The organism is Pseudoxanthomonas sp. SE1 (genome assembly GCF_029542205.1).
GTDB lineage: Bacteria > Pseudomonadota > Gammaproteobacteria > Xanthomonadales > Xanthomonadaceae > Pseudoxanthomonas_A.
In genome coordinates this window covers 1-19,112 of record NZ_CP113783.1, presented here as the reverse complement: position 1 = coordinate 19,112, position 19,112 = coordinate 1, and the positions used below count along the sequence as shown (strand labels likewise).

General features: G+C 64.7%; 18 protein-coding genes and 1 pseudogene. 5 read left to right on the top strand and 14 right to left on the bottom strand.

Translation table 11 applies throughout. The features are described 5' to 3' along the window. Nucleotides 1-72: 72 nt before the first annotated feature. Both OY559_RS00095 and OY559_RS00090 read left to right on the top strand, forming a co-directional pair. The gene (locus OY559_RS00095; RefSeq protein ID WP_277728020.1) at nt 73-1,104 is read left to right on the top strand and encodes a class 1 fructose-bisphosphatase; all 1,032 of its coding nucleotides are present in this window, start codon (nt 73-75) and stop codon (nt 1,102-1,104) included. A 34-nt stretch (nt 1,105-1,138) separates the two neighbouring features. Next, nucleotides 1,139-1,852: a 2OG-Fe(II) oxygenase gene (locus tag OY559_RS00090; RefSeq protein ID WP_277728019.1), complete on the top strand. Its 714-nt coding sequence runs from the start codon at nt 1,139-1,141 to the stop codon at nt 1,850-1,852. A gap of 9 nt (nt 1,853-1,861) precedes the next feature. Here the strand turns inward: OY559_RS00090 and OY559_RS00085 are convergent, their stop codons facing one another. Together OY559_RS00085 and OY559_RS00080 are read right to left on the bottom strand one after the other, a co-directional pair. Beyond that, on the bottom strand, nt 1,862-2,395 hold the full coding sequence (locus OY559_RS00085; protein WP_277728018.1) for a nucleoside 2-deoxyribosyltransferase: 534 nt from the start codon (nt 2,393-2,395) through the stop codon (nt 1,862-1,864). Nucleotides 2,396-2,487: 92 nt separating this feature from the next. After that, nucleotides 2,488-3,574 (bottom strand): annotated as a pseudogene (locus tag OY559_RS00080) (PA0069 family radical SAM protein). 59 nt (nt 3,575-3,633) lie between these two features. Here OY559_RS00080 and cls point away from each other — a divergent pair. From cls to OY559_RS00065, 3 genes are all read left to right on the top strand, one after another. Continuing rightward, on the top strand, nt 3,634-5,088 hold the full coding sequence (gene cls, locus OY559_RS00075; protein ID WP_277728017.1) for a cardiolipin synthase: 1,455 nt from the start codon (nt 3,634-3,636) through the stop codon (nt 5,086-5,088). A 65-nt stretch (nt 5,089-5,153) separates the two neighbouring features. Continuing rightward, a complete protein-coding gene (locus tag OY559_RS00070) occupies nt 5,154-5,414 on the top strand; it encodes a hypothetical protein (RefSeq protein ID WP_277728016.1) in 261 nt (86 codons plus the stop codon). Next, complete coding sequence (locus tag OY559_RS00065) at nt 5,411-6,190, top strand: pyridoxine 5'-phosphate synthase (RefSeq protein ID WP_277728015.1); 780 nt, start codon at nt 5,411-5,413, stop codon at nt 6,188-6,190. Before OY559_RS00070 ends, OY559_RS00065 begins: the two co-directional genes overlap by 4 nt. A 29-nt stretch (nt 6,191-6,219) precedes the next feature. On the opposite strand, the gene OY559_RS00060 is transcribed toward OY559_RS00065, so the two are convergent. From OY559_RS00060 to dnaA, 12 genes are all read right to left on the bottom strand, one after another. Further along, the gene (locus OY559_RS00060) at nt 6,220-6,615 is read right to left on the bottom strand and encodes an ExbD/TolR family protein (protein ID WP_277728014.1); all 396 of its coding nucleotides are present in this window, start codon (nt 6,613-6,615) and stop codon (nt 6,220-6,222) included. A gap of 134 nt (nt 6,616-6,749) precedes the next feature. Then, on the bottom strand, nt 6,750-7,160 hold the full coding sequence (locus OY559_RS00055) for an ExbD/TolR family protein (protein WP_192203093.1): 411 nt from the start codon (nt 7,158-7,160) through the stop codon (nt 6,750-6,752). A 3-nt stretch (nt 7,161-7,163) separates the two neighbouring features. Then, nucleotides 7,164-7,592, bottom strand: coding sequence for an ExbD/TolR family protein (locus OY559_RS00050; protein WP_277728013.1), 429 nt, complete (start codon nt 7,590-7,592; stop codon nt 7,164-7,166). Between the two features lie 46 nt (nt 7,593-7,638). Then, nucleotides 7,639-8,400, bottom strand: coding sequence for a TonB-system energizer ExbB (exbB, locus tag OY559_RS00045; protein WP_142122860.1), 762 nt, complete (start codon nt 8,398-8,400; stop codon nt 7,639-7,641). A 96-nt stretch (nt 8,401-8,496) separates the two neighbouring features. Next, nucleotides 8,497-9,165: an energy transducer TonB gene (locus tag OY559_RS00040; protein WP_142122859.1), complete on the bottom strand. Its 669-nt coding sequence runs from the start codon at nt 9,163-9,165 to the stop codon at nt 8,497-8,499. A 159-nt stretch (nt 9,166-9,324) separates the two neighbouring features. Continuing rightward, entirely contained in the window at nt 9,325-10,515 is a 1,191-nt protein-coding gene (locus OY559_RS00035) for a tetratricopeptide repeat protein (protein WP_277728009.1), read from the bottom strand. Nucleotides 10,516-10,648: 133 nt separating this feature from the next. Next, complete coding sequence (locus OY559_RS00030; protein ID WP_277728008.1) at nt 10,649-11,455, bottom strand: M48 family metallopeptidase; 807 nt, start codon at nt 11,453-11,455, stop codon at nt 10,649-10,651. 69 nt (nt 11,456-11,524) lie between these two features. Further along, nucleotides 11,525-12,268 (bottom strand): CPBP family intramembrane glutamic endopeptidase, encoded by a 744-nt coding sequence (locus OY559_RS00025; protein WP_277730072.1) that lies wholly within the window; start codon nt 12,266-12,268, stop codon nt 11,525-11,527. A 101-nt stretch (nt 12,269-12,369) separates the two neighbouring features. Then, nucleotides 12,370-14,814 carry a DNA topoisomerase (ATP-hydrolyzing) subunit B gene (gene gyrB / locus OY559_RS00020; protein ID WP_277728006.1) on the bottom strand — a complete coding sequence of 815 codons (2,445 nt, stop codon included), beginning with the start codon at nt 14,812-14,814 and terminating at the stop codon, nt 12,370-12,372. Nucleotides 14,815-14,915: 101 nt separating this feature from the next. Next, a complete protein-coding gene (gene recF / locus OY559_RS00015) occupies nt 14,916-16,034 on the bottom strand; it encodes a DNA replication/repair protein RecF (protein WP_343228741.1) in 1,119 nt (372 codons plus the stop codon). Between the two features lie 197 nt (nt 16,035-16,231). After that, nucleotides 16,232-17,332: a DNA polymerase III subunit beta gene (gene dnaN / locus OY559_RS00010; RefSeq protein ID WP_277728005.1), complete on the bottom strand. Its 1,101-nt coding sequence runs from the start codon at nt 17,330-17,332 to the stop codon at nt 16,232-16,234. A 448-nt stretch (nt 17,333-17,780) separates the two neighbouring features. Continuing rightward, nucleotides 17,781-19,112: a chromosomal replication initiator protein DnaA gene (dnaA, locus tag OY559_RS00005; protein ID WP_277728004.1), complete on the bottom strand. Its 1,332-nt coding sequence runs from the start codon at nt 19,110-19,112 to the stop codon at nt 17,781-17,783.

Below are 19,112 nucleotides of genomic sequence, written 5' to 3'. Positions count from 1 at the left end.
GAGCATAGCGACTGGTCTTGCATTGGTCTCGTCAACCCGGACAATGCGCGCACCTTCGCCGTGGACTCCATCATGCCCGCTTCCGCTCCATCCGCCGTCTCGCTGAGCCGCTACCTGATCGAGGAGCAGCGCGCCGGTCGCATCAGCGCCGACCTGCGCCAGCTGATCGCGGTGGTGGCCCGCGCCTGCACCAGCATCTCCATCGCGGTCAGCAAGGGCGCGCTGGGCGGGGTGCTGGGCGACGCGGGCACCGGCAACGTGCAGGGCGAGGCGCAGAAGAAGCTGGACGTGCTGAGCAACGACATCCTGTTGGAGGCCAATGCCTGGGGCGGACATCTGGCGGCGTGCGCGTCGGAGGAAATGGATCACAGCCAGCCGATCCCGGACGCCTATCCGCGCGGCGGCTTCCTGCTGCTGTTCGATCCGCTGGACGGCAGCTCGAACATCGACGTCAACGTCTCGGTGGGCACCATCTTCTCGGTGCTGCGCAGCCCGGACGGCGTGACCACCCCGGGCGACGAGCATTTCCTGCAGCCCGGCCGCGACCAGGTGGCCGCCGGCTACTGCATCTACGGCCCCAGCACGATGCTGGTGCTCACCACCGGCAACGGCACCCATGCGTTCACCCTGGACCGCGAACAGGGCGCCTTCATGCTGACCCAGCGCGACATGCGGATCCCGGAGGAGACGAAGGAGTTCGCCATCAATATGTCGAACCAGCGCCACTGGGAAGCGCCGATGCAGGCGTATGTCAGCGACCTGCTGGCCGGCACGGAAGGCCCGCGCGGTAAGGACTTCAACATGCGCTGGATCGCCAGCATGGTGGCCGACGTGCACCGCATCCTGACCCGCGGCGGCATCTTCATCTATCCGTGGGACCGCAAGGACCCGGGCAAGGCCGGCAAACTGCGCCTGATGTACGAAGCCAACCCGATGGGCATGCTGGTCGAGCAGGCTGGCGGCGCTGCCAGCACCGGACGCGAAGACATCCTGTCGCTGCGGCCGACCCAGCTGCACCAGCGCGTGCCGGTGTTCCTAGGATCAAGGAAGGAAGTCGAGGCGGCGGTCGGTTATCACTTGGCGCACGACACCGCGGCCGCATGACGGCAACGCGCGGGCGGACAGCTAGAATCCGGGCATGACGCCCACACCCGATCCGTCCGACTTCATCGAGGTCTACCCCGACGCGCTGGATGCGGGTACCTGCCGCGCGATCGTCGCGCGCTTCGACGCCAGCGGGCAGGATCAACCCGGACGCGTCGGTGGTGGCCTGTACCCCGAGCTGAAGCACAGCCGCGACATCAGCATCAGCGGCCAGGCAGATTGGCGCGACGTGGAGCAGCGCCTCAACCTGGCCGTGCTCACCGGCCTGCAGCAGTACCTGCGCACCTATCCCTTCAGCCTGATCGCGCCGCTGATGCTGCAGCAGCCGGATGCGGACGGGCAGCTGCGCCGCTTGCGCTACGAGGATGTCGCAGGCATGGACGATGCCGCGTTGATGAAACTGGTGATGAAGGTCTTCGTGCCGGGCCGCATCAACCTGCAGCGATATTCCGCCGGCGAAGGCGGATACCCGTACTGGCACTGCGAGCTGTTCCCGAAAGCGGCCGATGCGGAAACCCTGCACCGGCACGTGCTGTGGACGATCTATCTCAACGATGGCTTCGGCGAGGGCGAAACCGAGTTCTTCCACCAGCAGCGCAAGATCGTGCCGCGCACCGGCAGCCTGCTGATCGCGCCCACGGCGTTCACGCACACGCATCGCGGCAATCGGCCGCTCCACGGCGACAAGTACATCGCGACAAGCTGGATTTTGTTCCAGCGCGCGGAACGGCTGTACGGCGGGCGTTGAGCGTTCGGCTCAGGCAATCTTCCGCTGCGCATCGAGGTCGCGCCGCAGCCTCTGCAGAGCGGCGTCGGCATCGCCCACCACCATCATGCATGGCACTGCCAGCATCAAGTTGAGCGGCAGGCCGAATTCCTCCAGCTGCCAGCCCTGAGCATCGTTTCCGGCATTGGCGCCGAGGTACTCGGGGCAGCGTGCGCGGATGCGGTCGGCCAGGCTGCCGTCTTCGGGCACGTAGCCGTAGACCGGCTTGCCGCGGGCGATCGCGTAGCCGACTTCGAAACAGGTGCCGCTGTCCGGTTCCGCACCGCGGAAGAAGTCCAGGTTGGCCAGCACCGCATCGGCGGCATCCAGCAGGCCGATGTCGGCACGGTAGATCCAGCGCGCGGTGTCCATGGGTTCGCCAGTGGCATGGCCAGCGACCTGGGCGTCGAGCGGAAACAGCCCTTCGAAGCCATGCCGCGTGCACAGCCCCTTGAGATGTTTGCCTCGCTCAACGGCATCAGGACGGAAGATGTCGGGGCCAGCCAGGTAGAGGGACTGGATCATCGCGGGCATGCGCAGGAAGGGACGATGGATTGTCCATATGCGCCCGGCGCTTGCCCCGTGACCGATCGTCGCAGCGTGCTGGTCCTTCGGACCTAGAACAACTCGCCCTGTGGCGAAGCGACGCGCGGCGGCACGAAGCGCGTGCAATCGAACGGCGGGTGGCGCCGACCCTCGAAGCCGAAGCGCTTCAATGCGAGGGCGAAACGGCGCGACAGCAGGTCCGCATAGACACCTTCGCCACGCAGGCGCGTGCCGAACCGGCTGTCGTAATCCTTGCCGCCGCGCAGCTGCTGCACGGTGCTCATCACGTGCGCGGCGCGATCCGGCAGGTGGGTCTGCAACCAATCGCGGAACAGCGGCGCGACCTCATGGGGCAGGCGCAGAAGCACGTAGCCGGCCGCGGTGGCGCCAGCGGTGCGGGCTGCTTCGAGCACCGCCTCCAGCTCATGGTCGTTCACCCACGGAATCACGGGTGCGAACATCACCCCGACCGGCACACCCGCGTCGCTGAGCCGCTTCATTGCCTTCAACCGGCTGTGCGGCGCTGACGCGCGCGGCTCCAGCCGCGAGGACAGACCATTGTCGAGCGTGGTGATCGACAGGTAGACGTGCACGAGGTTCTCGCGTGCCATCGGCGCCAGCAGATCAAGGTCGCGTTCGATCAGGGCGTTCTTGGTGATCAGCGAAACCGGATGTTTCGTCGCCGCCAGCACTTCCAGGATGCGGCGGGTCAGTTGCAGCTTCCGTTCGACCGGTTGGTAGGCGTCGGTGTTGATACCCAGCGATCGGACTGGGCTGGTAACCGCGCTTGGACAGTTCTCTGCGCAGGATCTCCGGTGCGTTCGTCTTGGCGAAGATACGGGTTTCGAAATCCAGCGCGGGCGACAGGTCGAGATAGGCGTGCGAGGGGCGAGCGAAGCAGTAGCTGCAGCCATGCTCGCAGCCACGGTACGGGTTCAACGACTGTTCGAACGGGATGTCCGGCGACTGGTTGCGGGTGATGACGCTGCGCGCGACTTCCTCATGCAGCTGGGTGCGGGGCGTGGAGGCGGGTTCGCCCTCGGTGTCGGCCTCGTGCCAGCCGTCGTCGACCGATTCCGGCGTGGTCACGGCGAACCGACCGGGCAGGTAGGTGGTGGATCCCCGTCCCTTGATGCCTGGCAGTCGCGATGTCGTCATGCCGGCGAGCTTACGCCTGCGCGTCGCAGCGTTCGCGACACGGCATATAGAATCGCCCCATGCGCAACACTCTGACCTCCCTCTGGGACACGCTTGGCTCGGTGCCGAACCTGCAGCTGTGGGTCACGGTGGCCTGGCTGCTCTATCTGGTGCCGCTGTGCGCCTGGATCATCCTGCAGAAGCGGGAACCGGTCGCCACGCTCAGCTGGCTGCTGTCGCTTGCGCTGTTGCCCTACGTGGGCTACCTGATCTACTTTCTGCTGGGGCCGCAGCGGATCAAGCGCCACCAGTTGCGCCGCACGCGCTCGCGCGAAAGTCTCGACCGCTACGAAGTCTTTGCGCCCATCGATGGCAACAGCGCCGAACTGCCGATGCTCGCGCAGAAGATCACGGGGTTGCCGCCTTCCACTGCCACGTCCGTGCAACAGCTGGTCGACGGTTGCGCCACTTACCAGGCGATCCTGGACGCGATCGCGGCGGCCGACAACCATATCCACGTCGAGTACTACATCTTCAATGGCGATCGCACCGGGCGGCGCATGCTGGACGCCCTGACGGCCAAGGCACGCGAGGGCGTGAAGGTCCGCCTGCTGCTGGACGCGGTGGGCTCCAACCGACTGAAGAAGCGCGCCCTGCAACCGCTGGTGGAAGCCGGCGGCGAGTACGCATGGTTCCACCCGACCAGGTTCAGGCCCTTCACCCGGCCCTGGCTCAACCTGCGCACCCATCGCAAGATCGTGGTGGTGGACGGTCGCATCGCCTTCACCGGCGGCATCAACGTCACCGACGATGAAGACGAGTCCTTGCGCGACGATGCCTACCGCGATCTGCACCTGCGCCTGGAAGGTGAGATCGTCCGCAGCATCCAGCAGGTGTTCGTGGAAGACTGGGTCTACGCCACAGGCCAGCAACGGAAGGATTTCCAGGGCACGCGCCTGTGGAGCGCGAGCGATGCGAACGTGCAGGGCGGCATCGCCGCGCAGGCGCTGGTGTCGGGGCCGGATTCGGCATGGGAGCCGATCCATCGCATGAAGGTGGCCGCCATCCACGAAGCGAAGTGGCGCGTGTGGCTGGTGACGCCTTACTTCGTGCCGGGCGAGGCGGCACGCATGGCGCTGACCTCGGCCGCGCTGGGCGGATTGGATGTCAGGCTGGTGGTTCCGAAAGTGAGTGATTCGAGGCTGGTGACGCTGGCCGCACGGTCCTACTTCGACGAGCTGCTGGCCTCAGGGGTGAAGGTCTACGAGTACGGACCGCGGATGATGCACAGCAAGGCGCTGCTCTGCGATGACGCCATGGCGGTCATCGGCAGCGCGAACTTCGACCACCGCAGTTTCCGCCTCAATTTCGAGATCTCGATGATGTTCCGCGACCGGGGCGTCGCCGGCACGCTGGCGCAGTGGCTCGAGGGCGAGATCGCCGCCAGCGAACCCGTGAAGCTGCAGCGCGACCGCTCGCTCTGGCGGCATCGGCTGCCCGAGGCGCTGGCCCGCCTGATGTCGCCGTTGCTGTGAAGCACGGCCGTTTTTGTGCCGTGCCGGAGGCGGTAATATGCCGCGACCAACTCCGGGGGTGGACGATGCACTGGTTGTTCCTGTTGATGGCGGTCGGCGCCCTGTATCTCGGCTTTTCCGTGACCTCCACGCCTGTGATGGTGATGTCGCTGCTCGCCTCGCTGGTCCTGTTCCTGCTCTGGATCGTCAGCTGGTACGCACGTCGCATCGGTGAGAGCAGCCAGGATCCGTCGCAGATGATCGATCCGGCCGAGCTACGCCGCCTGCGCGAAGTGGCCGAGGCGCGCCGCAACGCGGCCCCCCCCACGGAACCCCCTGCTTCGTGACCCTGCTCAGCGTCAACGTCAACAAGATCGCCGTCCTGCGCAACTCGCGCGGCGGCTCGGAGCCGGACGTGGTGCGTGCCGCCCGCACATGCCTGTCCGCAGGCGCGCATGGCGTCACCGTGCACCCGCGGCCGGACCAGCGGCACATCAGGACTGCGGACGTGCATGCGCTGTCGGCACTGACGCGCGAGCGCGGCGTCGAACTGAACCTGGAGGGCAATCCTTTCGCCCCGCCCCGCGAGGGCTATCCCGGGTTCCTTGCCCTGTGCGACGCCGTGCGTCCGGCGCAGGCGACGCTGGTACCGGACGGCGATGGGCAGATCACGTCAGACCATGGCTTCGATTTCAGTCGCGACATGGATCGCCTGCAGTCATTCGTCGCCGAACTGAAGGCGATGGGCTGTCGCGTCAGCCTGTTCGTCGACGCAGGCTGCGAAGGCCTGGCTGAAGCCGCCCGTGTTGGCGCGGATCGCATCGAAATCTATACCGGCCCGTTCGCCGAAGCCGCCGCGCGTGGCGACGCGCCAACCGCGCTGGCGCTGTGCGCCCACACCGCACGCGAAGCTCACGCCCTGGGCTTGGGCGTCAATGCCGGGCACGACCTGAGCCAGGACAATCTGGGGGAATTCCTGGCGGCGGTACCCGACGTCCTGGAGGTCTCCATCGGTCATGCGCTGATTGGCGAGGCGTTGTACGCCGGCCTCGAGCGCACGGTGGAAGCCTACCTGTCCATCCTGCATGCGACACGCGGGGATACCGTCAGCGCCGGTCGCTGAGCGACGACCGGCGCGCCGTCGTCCGGTCGTCAGTTCCGCATCACGATGCTGTCCAGGCCGCTTGCTTCTGCCTGGGCCAGCGCGCTGACCAGCTGCTGGTAGTCGGCCCCGCCTGCGGCTTCCACCTGCAAGACCGTCCGCGGATCAGCGAGGACAGCGTCCTCGAGCCGGAGACGCAGGTCGGCGAGTGATACCGGGCGATCATCCAGTGTGTACGTTCCCGCCAGCCCGACCTTGAGGACCAGATCATTCGGCGGCTCGGTCACTTCTCCCCGGACGGGCTGGGGCAGGATCGTGTCGATGGGGCGCGAGAGCAGCGGTGCGGTGACGATGAAGATCACCAGCAGCACCAGCATCACGTCCACGAGCGGAGTGATGTTGATCTCGGCCAGTTCACGACGGCTTGCGGGAACGGAGAACGCCATGGCACACCTCCTTCTGTCGGGACCGTGGCTCTGACGCTACGCCGCCCGCGGCGTCGCCACAAGAGGGGCCAGTGCGCTCCCAAAGAAAAACGCCGCCCAGGGGGCGGCGTTCAAAGGCGTCTTTCGCGTCAGGATTACTGTACGAAACCGATCTTCATCATCTGCGCGTTCTTCGCAGCGGCCAACACCTTGGCCATCACGTCGTAGTGCGATTCCGAATTGGCTTCGATGCGCAGCTCCGGCTGGTTGGTCGGATCACGCTGCACTTCCTCTTCCATCTTCTGCTGGAGATCAGCAACATTCGCCGGGCTGTTGTTCCAGTAGACCGTGCCATCGGCCTCGATGCGCAGATCGATCGGCGGCGGCGGCTCACGCACCTGCGGCGGCGGGTTGATCACGCGCTGCGGCAGGGCCACTTCGATCGGATACGTCATGATCGGTGCGGTCACGATGAAGATGATCAACAGCACCAGCATCACGTCCACGAGGGGCGTGACGTTGATGTCGGCCATGGGGCCCTTGCTTCCACCACTGCTGAATGCCATGGCTTACTGCCCCTTCTCTTTCGTGGCCACGTAGCCGATGTCCAGCATGCCCTGGCCCTGCGCGATCTTGGTGACTTCGGCGATGGTGCCCATCTTCGTCGTCTTGTCGCCGCGCAGGTTGAGCTTCGGCTGCGGTTGCAGCTGGGCCACGCTGGACAGGCGGGATTCCAGGATCTCCTTGGTCACCGGCTCATCGCCCCAGTACAGGTCACCATTCTCCTTGACGGAAATGGTGATCGGCGGGGTCGCCGGCGCCAGCTTGTCCGCCGGATCCTGTATCAGGTTCGCTTCGGGCAGTTCGATCTTCACCTTGTGCGACATCAGCGGCGCCGTGATGATGAAGATGATCAGGAGCACCAACATCACGTCCACGAGGGGCGTGACGTTGATCTCGGCCATCGGGCCGCTGCTATTACCACTACTGAAAGCCATGACGGGCTCCGTCTAGAACGTTGCGTTGACTGCTTGTACCGCCGGCTCAGCGAACGCGCGAGCCGGTGGCGAAGAAGTCGTGCAGGTCGTGCGCGAACGTGTCGAACTTGGCGATGGTCGCCGAGTTGGTCTTGCTGAAGAAGTTGTAGGCGAACACGGCCGGGATGGCGACGAACAGACCGATCGCGGTCATGATCAACGCTTCACCCACCGGGCCGGCAACGGCGTCGATCGAGGCCTGGCCGGTCGCACCGATGCGGATCAGGGCGCCGTAGATGCCCCACACCGTACCCAGCAGACCCACGAACGGCGCGGTCGCACCGACGGTGGCCAGCAGCGTCATGCCGCCCTGGAGATTGGTGCTCTCGCGGGTCACGGCCTGGCGCAGTGCGCGGTCGACGAACTCCGAGCGGCTCAGGGTTTCGCCCAGGCCTGCGGCGGAACCTTCGGCGCGCTGGTGGTGCGCGGCAGCCTGGGCAGCGTCAAGCGCGATCTTGGAGAACGGCTCGTTCTTCGGCTGCTCTTCCATCAGGCGGATGGCATCCTGCGCGTTCGGGGTTTCCCAGAAGGCGCTGGTGACGCGGTCGGCCTGGCCCTTCAGGCGGCTGCTGCGCAGCACGTTGATGACCGTCCAGTACCAGGACATGGCCGACATGATGACGAGGGTGAGCAGCACGACCCACGAGACGATGAACTCGCCGGGCTTGCTGATCATTTCGCTGATCATGTGCTCGAAGCCCATCTGCGACAAGGCATTCGCGGCGTTGGTGCCCCCGGCGGCGGCGGCAAAAAGGGTTTCCTGCAGCATGACGCTTACCTTTATATAAGTGTTGATAGAGGGTGTTGCGGTTCTGAAAGGATGGAACGTTGACCTTGGCCCAGGTGTTGGCCGCCGTCTTCCTTCTTAAAGCGTGAAGTCCACCGGTACGCGGACCCGGCCAGCTGACTTCTGGCCATTTACGACGGAAGCATTGAAGCGCCACTTGCGTGCAGCATCGATCGCGGCACGGTCGAGGTCGCGGTTGCGGCTCGACTTCTCCACCGAAACGTTGGTCACGTTGCCGTTGGCATCCACATCGATGATCAGGATGACCGTACCGGTGATACCGGCGCGCGCGGCGGCGGGCGGGTAACGCGGCGGGTTCATGTTCTTCGACGAGATGTCGACGCTGGCACCGATGTCCGGCGTCGGCGCGGGCGGTGCAGGCGGCGACGGCGGGGTGACGATGTCGGTCGGACGCGGCTCGGCGATGTCGACCGGCGGTGCTTCCGGCGGCGGCGGCAGCGGGGTGGTCTTCGGCGGCGCCAGGTTCTTGACCGGCGGCGGCGGCGTGTCCTGCTTCGGCGGCGGCGGCGGCGGCGGCGGCGGGGGAGGCGGCGCGTCGACGATGACGACCGAAGTGCGGCGCTCTTCCTTCTTTTCAGCCGGCGGAGCAACCGCCGGGATCAACAACGCAAGCAGGGCCGCTGCGTGCAATGCGATCACGAAGGCAATACCGATGATACGGGGCCAGTTGAGGCTGTTGTCCTCTTCTTCTTCCCGGTACCTGTTGATGACCAGTTGTTCAGCCATGCGCCAATTAACTCAAGGTTGATACGAGCGCCGAGACGCATCGTCGATTCTGGGTCCTGCCGGTGGTTTTCACCGACGGAACCCCCAGCTTATACCAATCCGGCGCCCCGATGCCATCATCCGTATGGATTAATTGGCCTTCGGTGTCATCGAATCCCGTTACGGCAACGCAATGATCTTCTTCGCGTCGTCCGGCTTCTTCAAACCCTTCCCCAGCGCGGCTCGCGCCGCCACCTTGGCTTCCGGGATACGGCCTTCCTGCCAGAGGACGCGCGCAAGATTCAGATAGGTTTCGCCATCTGCAGCAAGGGGCGCAGCCTTCTGCCACGCATCGATGGCTTGCGGGATCTGCTCGGAGTAGTAGTACGCCTGCGCCAGGGCCAGGAAGGTCTGGTGGTCCGGCTTCAGCAAGCCCTTCTCCAGGCCTTCGTTGACGACGGAAATCACGTCCTTCTCTCGGCCGTCCATGTTGGCGTAGGTCACGTAGAGCTGCCGGTATTCCTTTTCTTCGGTCAGCTGGCCGGCGGACCGCATCTTCTCCAGCGTGGTGGCGGCCTTGTCGTACTGGTCCGCCTGCTGGTAGGTCGCGACCAGGTTGAGCTGGGCCTTCTTGTCGGCCGGATTCTTGGCAGCCATCTGCTCGGCGATCTTCACTGCTTCGGCAGGGCGCTCGGCGGCGATGAGCGACGCCAGGAGCAGGCCGTACCAGTTGTCCTTCGGATCCGGTGTGGCGGCGATGGCCTGCTCGAGTACCGGAATGGCTTCCGCGTACTTCTCCATCTGGTACAGCGCCTGGCCCTTCTGGATCAGGTCCTCGGGCTTGTTGGATTTCGTTTCTGCGAGATAACGGTTGAGATTGGCCATGCCCGGCTCGAACTCGTCGTCCTGCAGCTGCAACTGGGCCAGCATCAGCATCGACTGGTAGTGGCCGTTGTTGTCCAGCGCATTGAGGTCGATCACCTGCTGGAGCATCTGCTTGGCGGTCACCATGTCATCCAGGTTGTACGCCGCCTGTCCACCCAGCTGGGCAGCCATGGCCTTGTCGTATTCGTTGGCATTCGGTTCGGCCAACAGCTCCTTGGCCAACGCCAGCGTTTCGGCGTCGTTGTCTTCCTTCTCGTAGGCCTTGAACAGCTTGCTCAACTTGCCCTGCATCTTGCTGGACGGTTTGGTCTTGGGGTCTTCGCGGGTTGCGTCGGGGTAACGGACTTCCGCCTTCTGGCTGCCTTCACGCGAACTGCGATTGGAAGACCGTGCGGACTGCGCCACGGCGTCGGCGACGATGCCGCCGCCAAAGGCAGCCAGCAACATCATGCTGAGTAGGGACTTCTTGTGCATGCGGAGCTTCATCTTCAAACCTCGTCAGGCCATCCGGGGGATGACGGTCCAACCCGCCTGCGTGCGGGGCCGGCAAAACTAACAGAAACCGGGTGCGTGCGGATACCGTTTCAGGTGCTGCATAGCAGCAATACCGTGGCGTGTGTCAGCCGCATTTCGGCGCATTTCCCGCCTTCCTGGCAGCCTCGTAGGTGGGTACGAGAGAGGGCGCATCGCGTTGCAGTTCGCGAATGCGGTTGGTGGGGTCTGGGTGCGTAGAGAGCCACTGCGGCTGACGGTTGCCGCTGGCGGCCATCATGTTCTGCCAGAGATCGACTGCCTGGCGGGGATCGAAGCCCGCCTGAGCCATCAGGCGCTGGCCGACGACATCCGCCTCGCTCTCCTGGGTGCGCGATCCGGGCAGCAGGAACGCCGCCTGCGCGGTCATGCCACCCAACTGATTCACCGTGCTGGCGGCGCCATCGCCGTAGCGCGCACCCGCCAGCGCCCCAAGGACGCCAAGGCCCGCCTGCGCTCCCATCTGACGGGTGATGCGTTCTTCATGATGACGCGCGATCACGTGGCCGATCTCATGACCAAGCACCGCCGCGAGCTGATCCTGGTTCTTCGCCACTGTGAAAATGCCGGTGTTGACGCCAACCTTGCCTCCCGGGAGTGCGAAAGCGTTTGGTTCCTTGTCCGAGAAAACAGCCGTTTCCCACGCGACCCTGCGCTGCTCGGGGGGCAATTGGCGCACGAGTGCGTTGACCACGCAGGTGACGTAACTGTTCTGTCGCGCGTCGCGACTCAGGGTTTCCTTGGCCTTGGTCTCGGCAAAGGCCTGCGCGCCCAATTGATCGAGCTGCGCCTGCGAGACGCCGCCGACCATCTGGGTCCGCCCGGTGGGCGAGGTCGTGGTGGCGCAGGCCGTCAAACCGAGCGCAGCGACGGTTCCGAGAATCCAGGCTTTCATGCGCTCCCCCTGTGATATTGCGTACAGCGGGAGTCTGGGCAAACACGTCTTAAACTTTCGTCAATCACATTAAGCCTGTGTCTGACCGTAGACCTGCAGGACCACCAGTGCCAGGGCGTTGTTCAGGATATGCGCGGCGATCGGCGCCCATAGCGTCCCTGTCACCCGGTAAACGCCGGCAAACATGGCGCCCATGCCGGCATAGACGAAGACCAGGAAAAGCGTGTTGGAGGGCGGCTTTCCATTGAGGCCCGGCATTTCATGGACAAGGGCAAACACCAGGCTGCTCAGCACGAGGCCCAGTACGGGCCAACCCGCGTGCCACAGCCGCCCGAACAGGACGCGGCGGAACAGCAGTTCCTCGTATACCGGCGCGAGGACGACAGCGAACAGGCCCAGGAAGATGGGGTATTGCGCGAATCCGGCCTTGATCACGTCCAGATTGCTGGGTTCCAGTTCCAGCCCCAGCGCGCGGCCGCATCCGCTCATCAGTGCACTGAACAGGAAGGTCGAAATCCCCGCACCAAGCGCCCAGAACCAGGTCCGGGCCTGGCGCGCGTTAGCCAGGGATTGGCTCCGTTCGAGGATCGTCGCGCGTCGGCGCCAGAAATACAGCAACAGCGCTGTCCCGCCGGTGCTGACGAGCGTGGCCACGATGAGGAACAGGACAGGCGGAGCGCCCACATTCGCCTGCAGGGCCTGCGCGTCGATCATGCCGCCGTGCGCACGTGCCAGCTCCACACCGCGCCAGGCGGCCCATCCCAGCAAGCCCAGGAGCATGGCGGAGAACGAAAGCAACACCGCCAGCACCACGTCCAATGCGAACGCCGGCAGCACGTCGCGCAATGGACGTGCGACGGGCGCTCCCAGATCGACCGGGGAGGAGGAGGGGACCGGGCTCATCCTCCGAAACGTCACACGTCGAGGTTGGAAACCTTGAGCGCGTTGTCTTCGATGAACTCGCGACGCGGCTCCACCACGTCGCCCATCAGCGTGCTGAAGATCTGGTCGGCCGCCACGGCATCCTCGATGCGCACCTGCAGCAGGCGACGCGTATCCGGATTCACCGTGGTATCCCACAGCTGCTCCGGATTCATTTCACCCAGGCCCTTGAAGCGCTGGATGCTGCGGCCCTTCTTGGCCTCTTCCAGCAGCCACGCTTGTGCATCGGCGAAGGTAACCACCGGCTGCGCCTTGTTGCCACGGATGACCTGTGCGCCTTCCCGCACGAGCCCGTGCAACAGCGCTGCCGCTTCGCGCAGCGGACGCAGTTCGCCGGTCTCGAAGGCCGACAGCGAAAGCACCTGCACAAGTTCCTCGCCCATGTGCCGCCGCGTCGCGAGCAGCGCTGCGGGGCGTTGTTCGGTGGCCGGTTGCAGCGTCAGCGCATAGCGCGCACTGCCCAGGCTGCTCCGGTTGAGTTTGGCTTCCAGTGCGGCCAGTTCGTGTCGTTCATCGATGTTCTTCTGCAGGTGCTCCGCATCGAGCGGGGTGAAATCGATCAGCGACTCCAGCAGCACCGGATCGTAACGGTGCGCGTTGCGCGCGATGGCATCGCGCGCGGTGGTGAAGGCGAGCAGCAGCTTCTCCAGGGCCTCACCGGAGATCGGCGGCTCGCCGTCGGCGGGAATCAGCGACGCGCCTTCGACCGCGTTGTTGGCCAGGTACACGTTGAGCGCCGCATCGTCCTTCAGGTACAGCTCCTGCTTGCCCTGCTTGAGCTTGTAGAGCGGCGGCAGGCCGATGTAGATATGGCCGCGCTCGATCAGCTCCGGCATCTGCCGGTAGAAGAACGTCAGCAGCAGCGTGCGGATGTGCGACCCGTCGACGTCGGCGTCGGTCATGATGATGATGCGGTGATAACGCAGCTTGTCCGGGTTGTACTCGTCCTTGCCGATGCCGGTGCCCAGCGCGGTGATCAGCGTGCCGACTTCGGCCGAGGCCAGCATTCGGTCGAAACGCGCACGTTCCACGTTGAGGATCTTGCCGCGCAACGGCAGCACAGCCTGGTTCTTGCGGTTGCGGCCCTGCTTGGCGGAACCGCCTGCGGAGTCGCCCTCGACGATGAAGAGTTCCGACAGCGCCGGATCCTTTTCCTGGCAGTCGGCCAGCTTGCCGGGCAGGCCGGCGATATCCAGCGCGCCCTTGCGACGGGTCAGGTCGCGGGCCTTGCGCGCGGCTTCCCGGGCGCGGGCCGCGTCCACGATCTTGCTGGCGATGGCACGGGCTTCGTTGGGGTGTTCCTGCAGGAACTCCTCCAAACGTGCACCGAACGTGCTCTCAACGGCCGGCCTCACTTCGGAACTGACCAGCTTTTCCTTGGTCTGCGAGGAGAAGCTGGGGTCCGGTACCTTCACCGACAGGACCGCGATCATGCCTTCGCGCATGTCATCGCCGGACAGATTGACCTTGGCCTGCTTGGCGATGCCGTTCTGTTCGATGTAGTTGGTCAACGTGCGCGTCAGTGCGGCACGGAAGCCGATCAGGTGAGTGCCGCCATCCTTCTGCGGGATGTTGTTGGTGAAGCAGAACATCGTTTCCTGATAGGCATCGGTCCACTGCAGGGCGACGTCGACGACGATGCCGCTGGCTTCGCCGGTGACCGAGATGACGTTCGGATGCAGCGGGGTCTTCAACTGCGCCAGATGCTCGACGAAGCTGCGGATGCCGCCTTCGTATTCGAAGATGTCCTGGCGGCCTTCGCCGCGCTCGTCGATCAGGGTGATCTTGACGCCGGAATTGAGGAACGACAGTTCGCGCAGGCGGCGCGCCAGGATGTCGTAGTGGAATTCGACATCGCTGAAGATTTCAGCCGCCGGGAGGAAGCGCAGCGTGGTGCCGCGGCGCTCCGAAGCTTCCAGCTGCTTGAGCGGGTAGGTGGGCTCGCCCAGCGCGTATTCCTGCTGGTAGTGGTGACCATCACGCCAGATGTCCAGCCACAGGTGCGACGACAGGGCATTGACGACGGATACGCCCACGCCGTGCAGGCCACCGGAAACCTTGTAGCTGTTGTCGTCGAACTTGCCGCCGGCGTGGAGCACCGTGAGGATGACTTCCGCTGCCGAGACGCCTTCCTCCTTGTGGATGTCGACCGGGATGCCGCGGCCGTTGTCCGACACCGAGACCGAACCGTCTTCGTGGATCTTCACCACTACGTTGTCGGCGTGACCGGCCAGCGCTTCGTCGATCGAGTTGTCGACGACTTCGAACACCATGTGATGCAGGCCGGTGCCATCGTGAACGTCGCCGATGTACATGCCGGGACGCTTGCGGACCGCTTCCAGGCCCCGGAGGACGGTGATCTTGCTGGAGTCGTACGTGTTGCCGTTCGGTGCAGAAGAGGTCGTTTCGTCGGTCATTCGCTTCGGGTCGGCTGCATGGCAGGCGCCGCGTCACCGGGTCGGTGGGCGCCACGCGCAGGCCAAGGGATTCAACGCGGAATTATAGCACTGGTGCGCACTTAGCCCCCGCTGCCGGCGACCTCCGGGAGCGTGATGGCGCCCTGTTCCACGTGGAACACAGTAGGCGTTGCCTGCATGCCAGTGAGTCCGGACGGGGCTTCGGTGCCGGTAATCAAGATCTGGGCACCACACGCCAGCAGCCGCTCCAGAATCCGGCGCTGGTGGTGTCGATCCAGCTCCGATGCGAGATCATCCAGGGCGATGACCGGCCATTCGCCTCGCCGGACTGCGAAATCCTCCGCCTGGGCCAGCAGGCAGCACAACGCAGTCAATTTCGCCTGCCCGCGGGAAAGCGTTTCCCGATGGGGCAGGCTGGAGTAGTCGATGCGCCAGTCGGCCCGATGAGGGCCGACGGTGGTGTAACCCGTCGCCCGGTCCCGGTCCCGGGCGAGCAGCAATGCGTCCGCCAGCGTCAGTTCGTGGCGCCGCCACCCGGGTTGGAACTGCAGGTCCGCGGAACCAAGCGACGGCGCCAGTTCGGCAGCCACCGCAGACAAATGGCCCTGCAGGGCTTCGAGATAGCGCAGACGATGGCTCGTCAATGGCTCACCGGCTTCGGCCATTTCGTGATCCCAGGCGTCGAGTTGAGCACTGCCTGCGCCCGACTTCAGCAGGGCATTTCGTTGCTTGAGCGCCCGGGCATACCGGCGCCACACAGGAAGGAAGCTTCCCTCGCCGCCCTGTTCCACGTGGAACAAGCCCCAATCGATGAAGCGGCGACGGGGTTCTCCTCCCCCAGTAACCAGTGCATGGCTACCCGGCTCGAAGCTGACGACCGCAAGCGCAGTGCAAAGATCACCGAGTTGGGCGACGTTCTCGCCATCCAATCGACCGGTCCAGACTTGGCCGGTATGACGCAGGCCGGCGCGGCGAAGACGGTCCCGGCTGGTTTCGCGCCACTCCACGAAGACTTCGACAGCATCGGCTCCTGTTCGGACCAGCCCATCACGCACGCGTCCACGGAAGCTGCGTCCGTACGCCATCAAGTGGAGGGCTTCGAGCAGGCTGGTCTTGCCCGCGCCATTGTCGCCCGTGATCAGATTCAGCCCCGGTCCCGGGGCCACTGAAACCTGCTGGAATCGGCGTAGCCCGCTTACATCGAGACGAGTCACCTCCACGTCGATGTCCCCTGTCTGGACAAGGACTGCTGGGCGTGTGAACGGCAAAGGCGGGGCAACGGGCAGGCGGACGACAGCGGCATCGCACGATTCTATCGTGCAGCGTTCCCGGGCAACCGATTCGCTCTCGGATGCCCATAAACGACATCGCCCGGCACAGGGCCGGGCGAGTCGCGTGTTTCACGTGGAACAGGGAGTCAGAGGCGCAATGGCATCACCACGTGCCGCGACTTCTCACTGCTCGCCTCGCGCACCAAAGCTGACGAATTCGCGTCGCGGAGTTGAATGACGACGTGTTCATCACGCAGGGCAGACAGGGCGTCGAGCAGGTAGTTCACGTTGAAGCCGATAGCCAGACCGTCCACCTTGGTGTCGGCTTCGATCTCTTCCTGAGCCTCTTCCTGCTCCGGATTATGGGCGCTGATCTTCAACTGGCCTGGCGAGACTTCCACGCGTACGCCACGGTACTTCTCATTGGACAGGATGGCGGCACGCTGCAGGGCCGCACGCAGGATCTCGCGATCCAGCAAAACCTCGCGGTCCGCGCCGATCGGGATCACCGCGGCATAGTCGGGGAAACGGCCATCGATCAGCTTCGAGGTAAAGGTCACATCGTCCCGCTTGACCCGGATGTGGCTGCGGCCGACCTCCAGTTCCAGTGAACGGTCGCCGCCTTCCAGCAGGCGTTGCAGCTCACTCACGCCCTTGCGCGGCACGATGATCTGCCGCTTGCCGACAGCGGCGCCTTCAAGCTCCGCCTCGCACAGTGCCAAACGATGGCCGTCGGTCGCCACACAACGCAAGGTCCGCTCGCTCAGGTCGAAAAGCAGTCCGTTGAGGTAGTAGCGCACGTCCTGCTGGGCCATCGCGAACGAGGTCCGTTCGATCAGCTCCTTCAACGTCGCTTCCGGCACCTCGATGCGTTCGGTCGCTTCGACTTCATCTACCGACGGGAAATCGTTCGCGGGCAGGGTGGCCAGCGTGAAACGGCTGCGACCGGCCTGCACCGTGACTTTGTCGCCCGTCTGGCTCACCGTCACCTTGCTGCCGTCGGGCAGTGCGCGAATGATGTCGAACAGCTTGCGTGCGGGGATCGTGGTCTCGCCGTCCTGCGCTTCATCCACGGCGATACGGGAAATCATCTCCACTTCCAGGTCAGTACCGGTCAGCGAAAGCTGTCCGTTCTGCACCTGCACCAGGAAATTTGCCAGTACCGGCAACGTCTGCCGGCGTTCGACCACATTGACCACCTGGGCCAAGGGCTTGAGGAAAGCTTCGCGCTGCAGACTGAAACGCATGAGTGTTGGGGCCCCTTCGCTTTGGATTTTTAAAGACTAAAAGCTTAAAAGCTGGTGGTGATGGTAGGGCCCGAAATCCGGGAAAACCTACATAACCTTATGAATTCTCTGAACTTCTTCTTGCTGCAACCCGGTGGACAGGGCCGGGTGTGCCTATGCAGAAACCTGTGGACAACTTTCCGGCCTGATTCCACGCACATCTTATCCACAGAAGGTCGGCCTGCTTGTCCACGATGTTATGCGTTGCCCCGATTTGCGGCCCTGTCTACAGTGTCGCCACAGGGTGCGGCGGCGGCCTGAAGCAACAACCTCCGAGACGAAAACGGCAACAAAGGCGAAGCAGGCACCCACCCGGTTCGCGCGCACTGAACACCCTCGCTTGCCGGATAACGTGAAGCGCTGGCCCGGATACCGCGTGAACGCGGATGCGCCGCAGGGCGACCCGCGATTACTCGCTGAGCTTCCGGATCAGCTTGTCCCAGTCCTCGCGCAGCTTGCCATCCGCCTCCATCAGGGTGCGGATCTGTCGGCAGGCGTGCAGCACGGTCGTGTGGTCTCGACCGGCGAACGCGTCGCCGATTTCCGGCAGGCTGTGTTCGGTCAGTTCCTTGGCCAAGGCCATCGCCACCTGCCGCGGACGCGCCAGTGAACGCGTGCGCCGCTTGGACAGCAGGTCCTTGACTTGCAGACCGTAGTAGTCTGCCACGGTCTTCTGGATATTGGGGATGCTGATGGCCTGCTGCTGCGCGCGCAGCAGGTCGCGCAGGGTTTCCTGCGCGAACTCCGTGGTGATGGCGCGCCCGGTGAAGTTGGCGCGCGCCGCCAGCGTATTGAGTGCGCCTTCCAGGTCGCGCACGTTGCTGCGCATCTTCTTGGCCAGCAGGAACGCCACGTCGTCAGGGATCTGCGCGCCGCGCTCATGCGCCTTCGCGAGCACGATGGCCGCACGCGTCTCGAAGTCCGGCGGGTCGATCGCCACGCTAAGGCCCCACGCCAGGCGCGACTTCAGACGCGGCTCCAGGCCTTCCACTTCGCGCGGATAGCGATCGCAGGTCAGGATGATCTGCTGCCGGCCGTCGAACAACGCGTTGAAGGTATGGAAGAACTCTTCCTGGGTGCGGTCCTTGCCGGCGAAGAACTGGATGTCGTCGATCAGCAGCGCGTCGACCTGCTGGAAGCGGCGCTTGAACTGGTCCATCGATTTTTCGATCAGCGCCTTGGTCATGGCGCTGAAGAACTGCTCGCTGCGCAGGTAAAGCACGCGCGCATTGAGGTTCTGCCGGCGCATCTCGTTGCCGGCGGCGAACATCAGGTGCGTCTTGCCCAGACCCGTGCCCCCGTACAGCAGCAGTGGGTTGTGCGAACGGTCGCCCGGCTTCTGGGCGGCCTGCCACGCGGCGGCGCGGCCGAGCTGGTTGCTTCGGCCTTCGACGAAATTATCGAAGGTGTAGTGCAGGTCCATGTTGCCGGCGAAGGGCTCGGCGGGCGCCGCGGTGCCGGGTGTGGCGTGGCCGTTCGCGACCGGCATGCCGATGTCGGCGGGTCTGCTGCGCGAACCGATTTCCAGCGAAACGTCGTCGTGGCCGACGAAGTAGTCCAGCAGCTCGCGGATGCGACCCAGGTAACGCTCGCGCACCTGTTCCACTATGAAGGCGTTGGGCGCGTACAGCACCATGGCATTGCTGCGCTGCTCGGCCTGCAAGGGTTTCAGCCAAGTGTGTACATCCTCGGCCGGCAGTTCGGCTTCCAGGCGTTCGAGGCAACGGGGCCAGGCATCCAT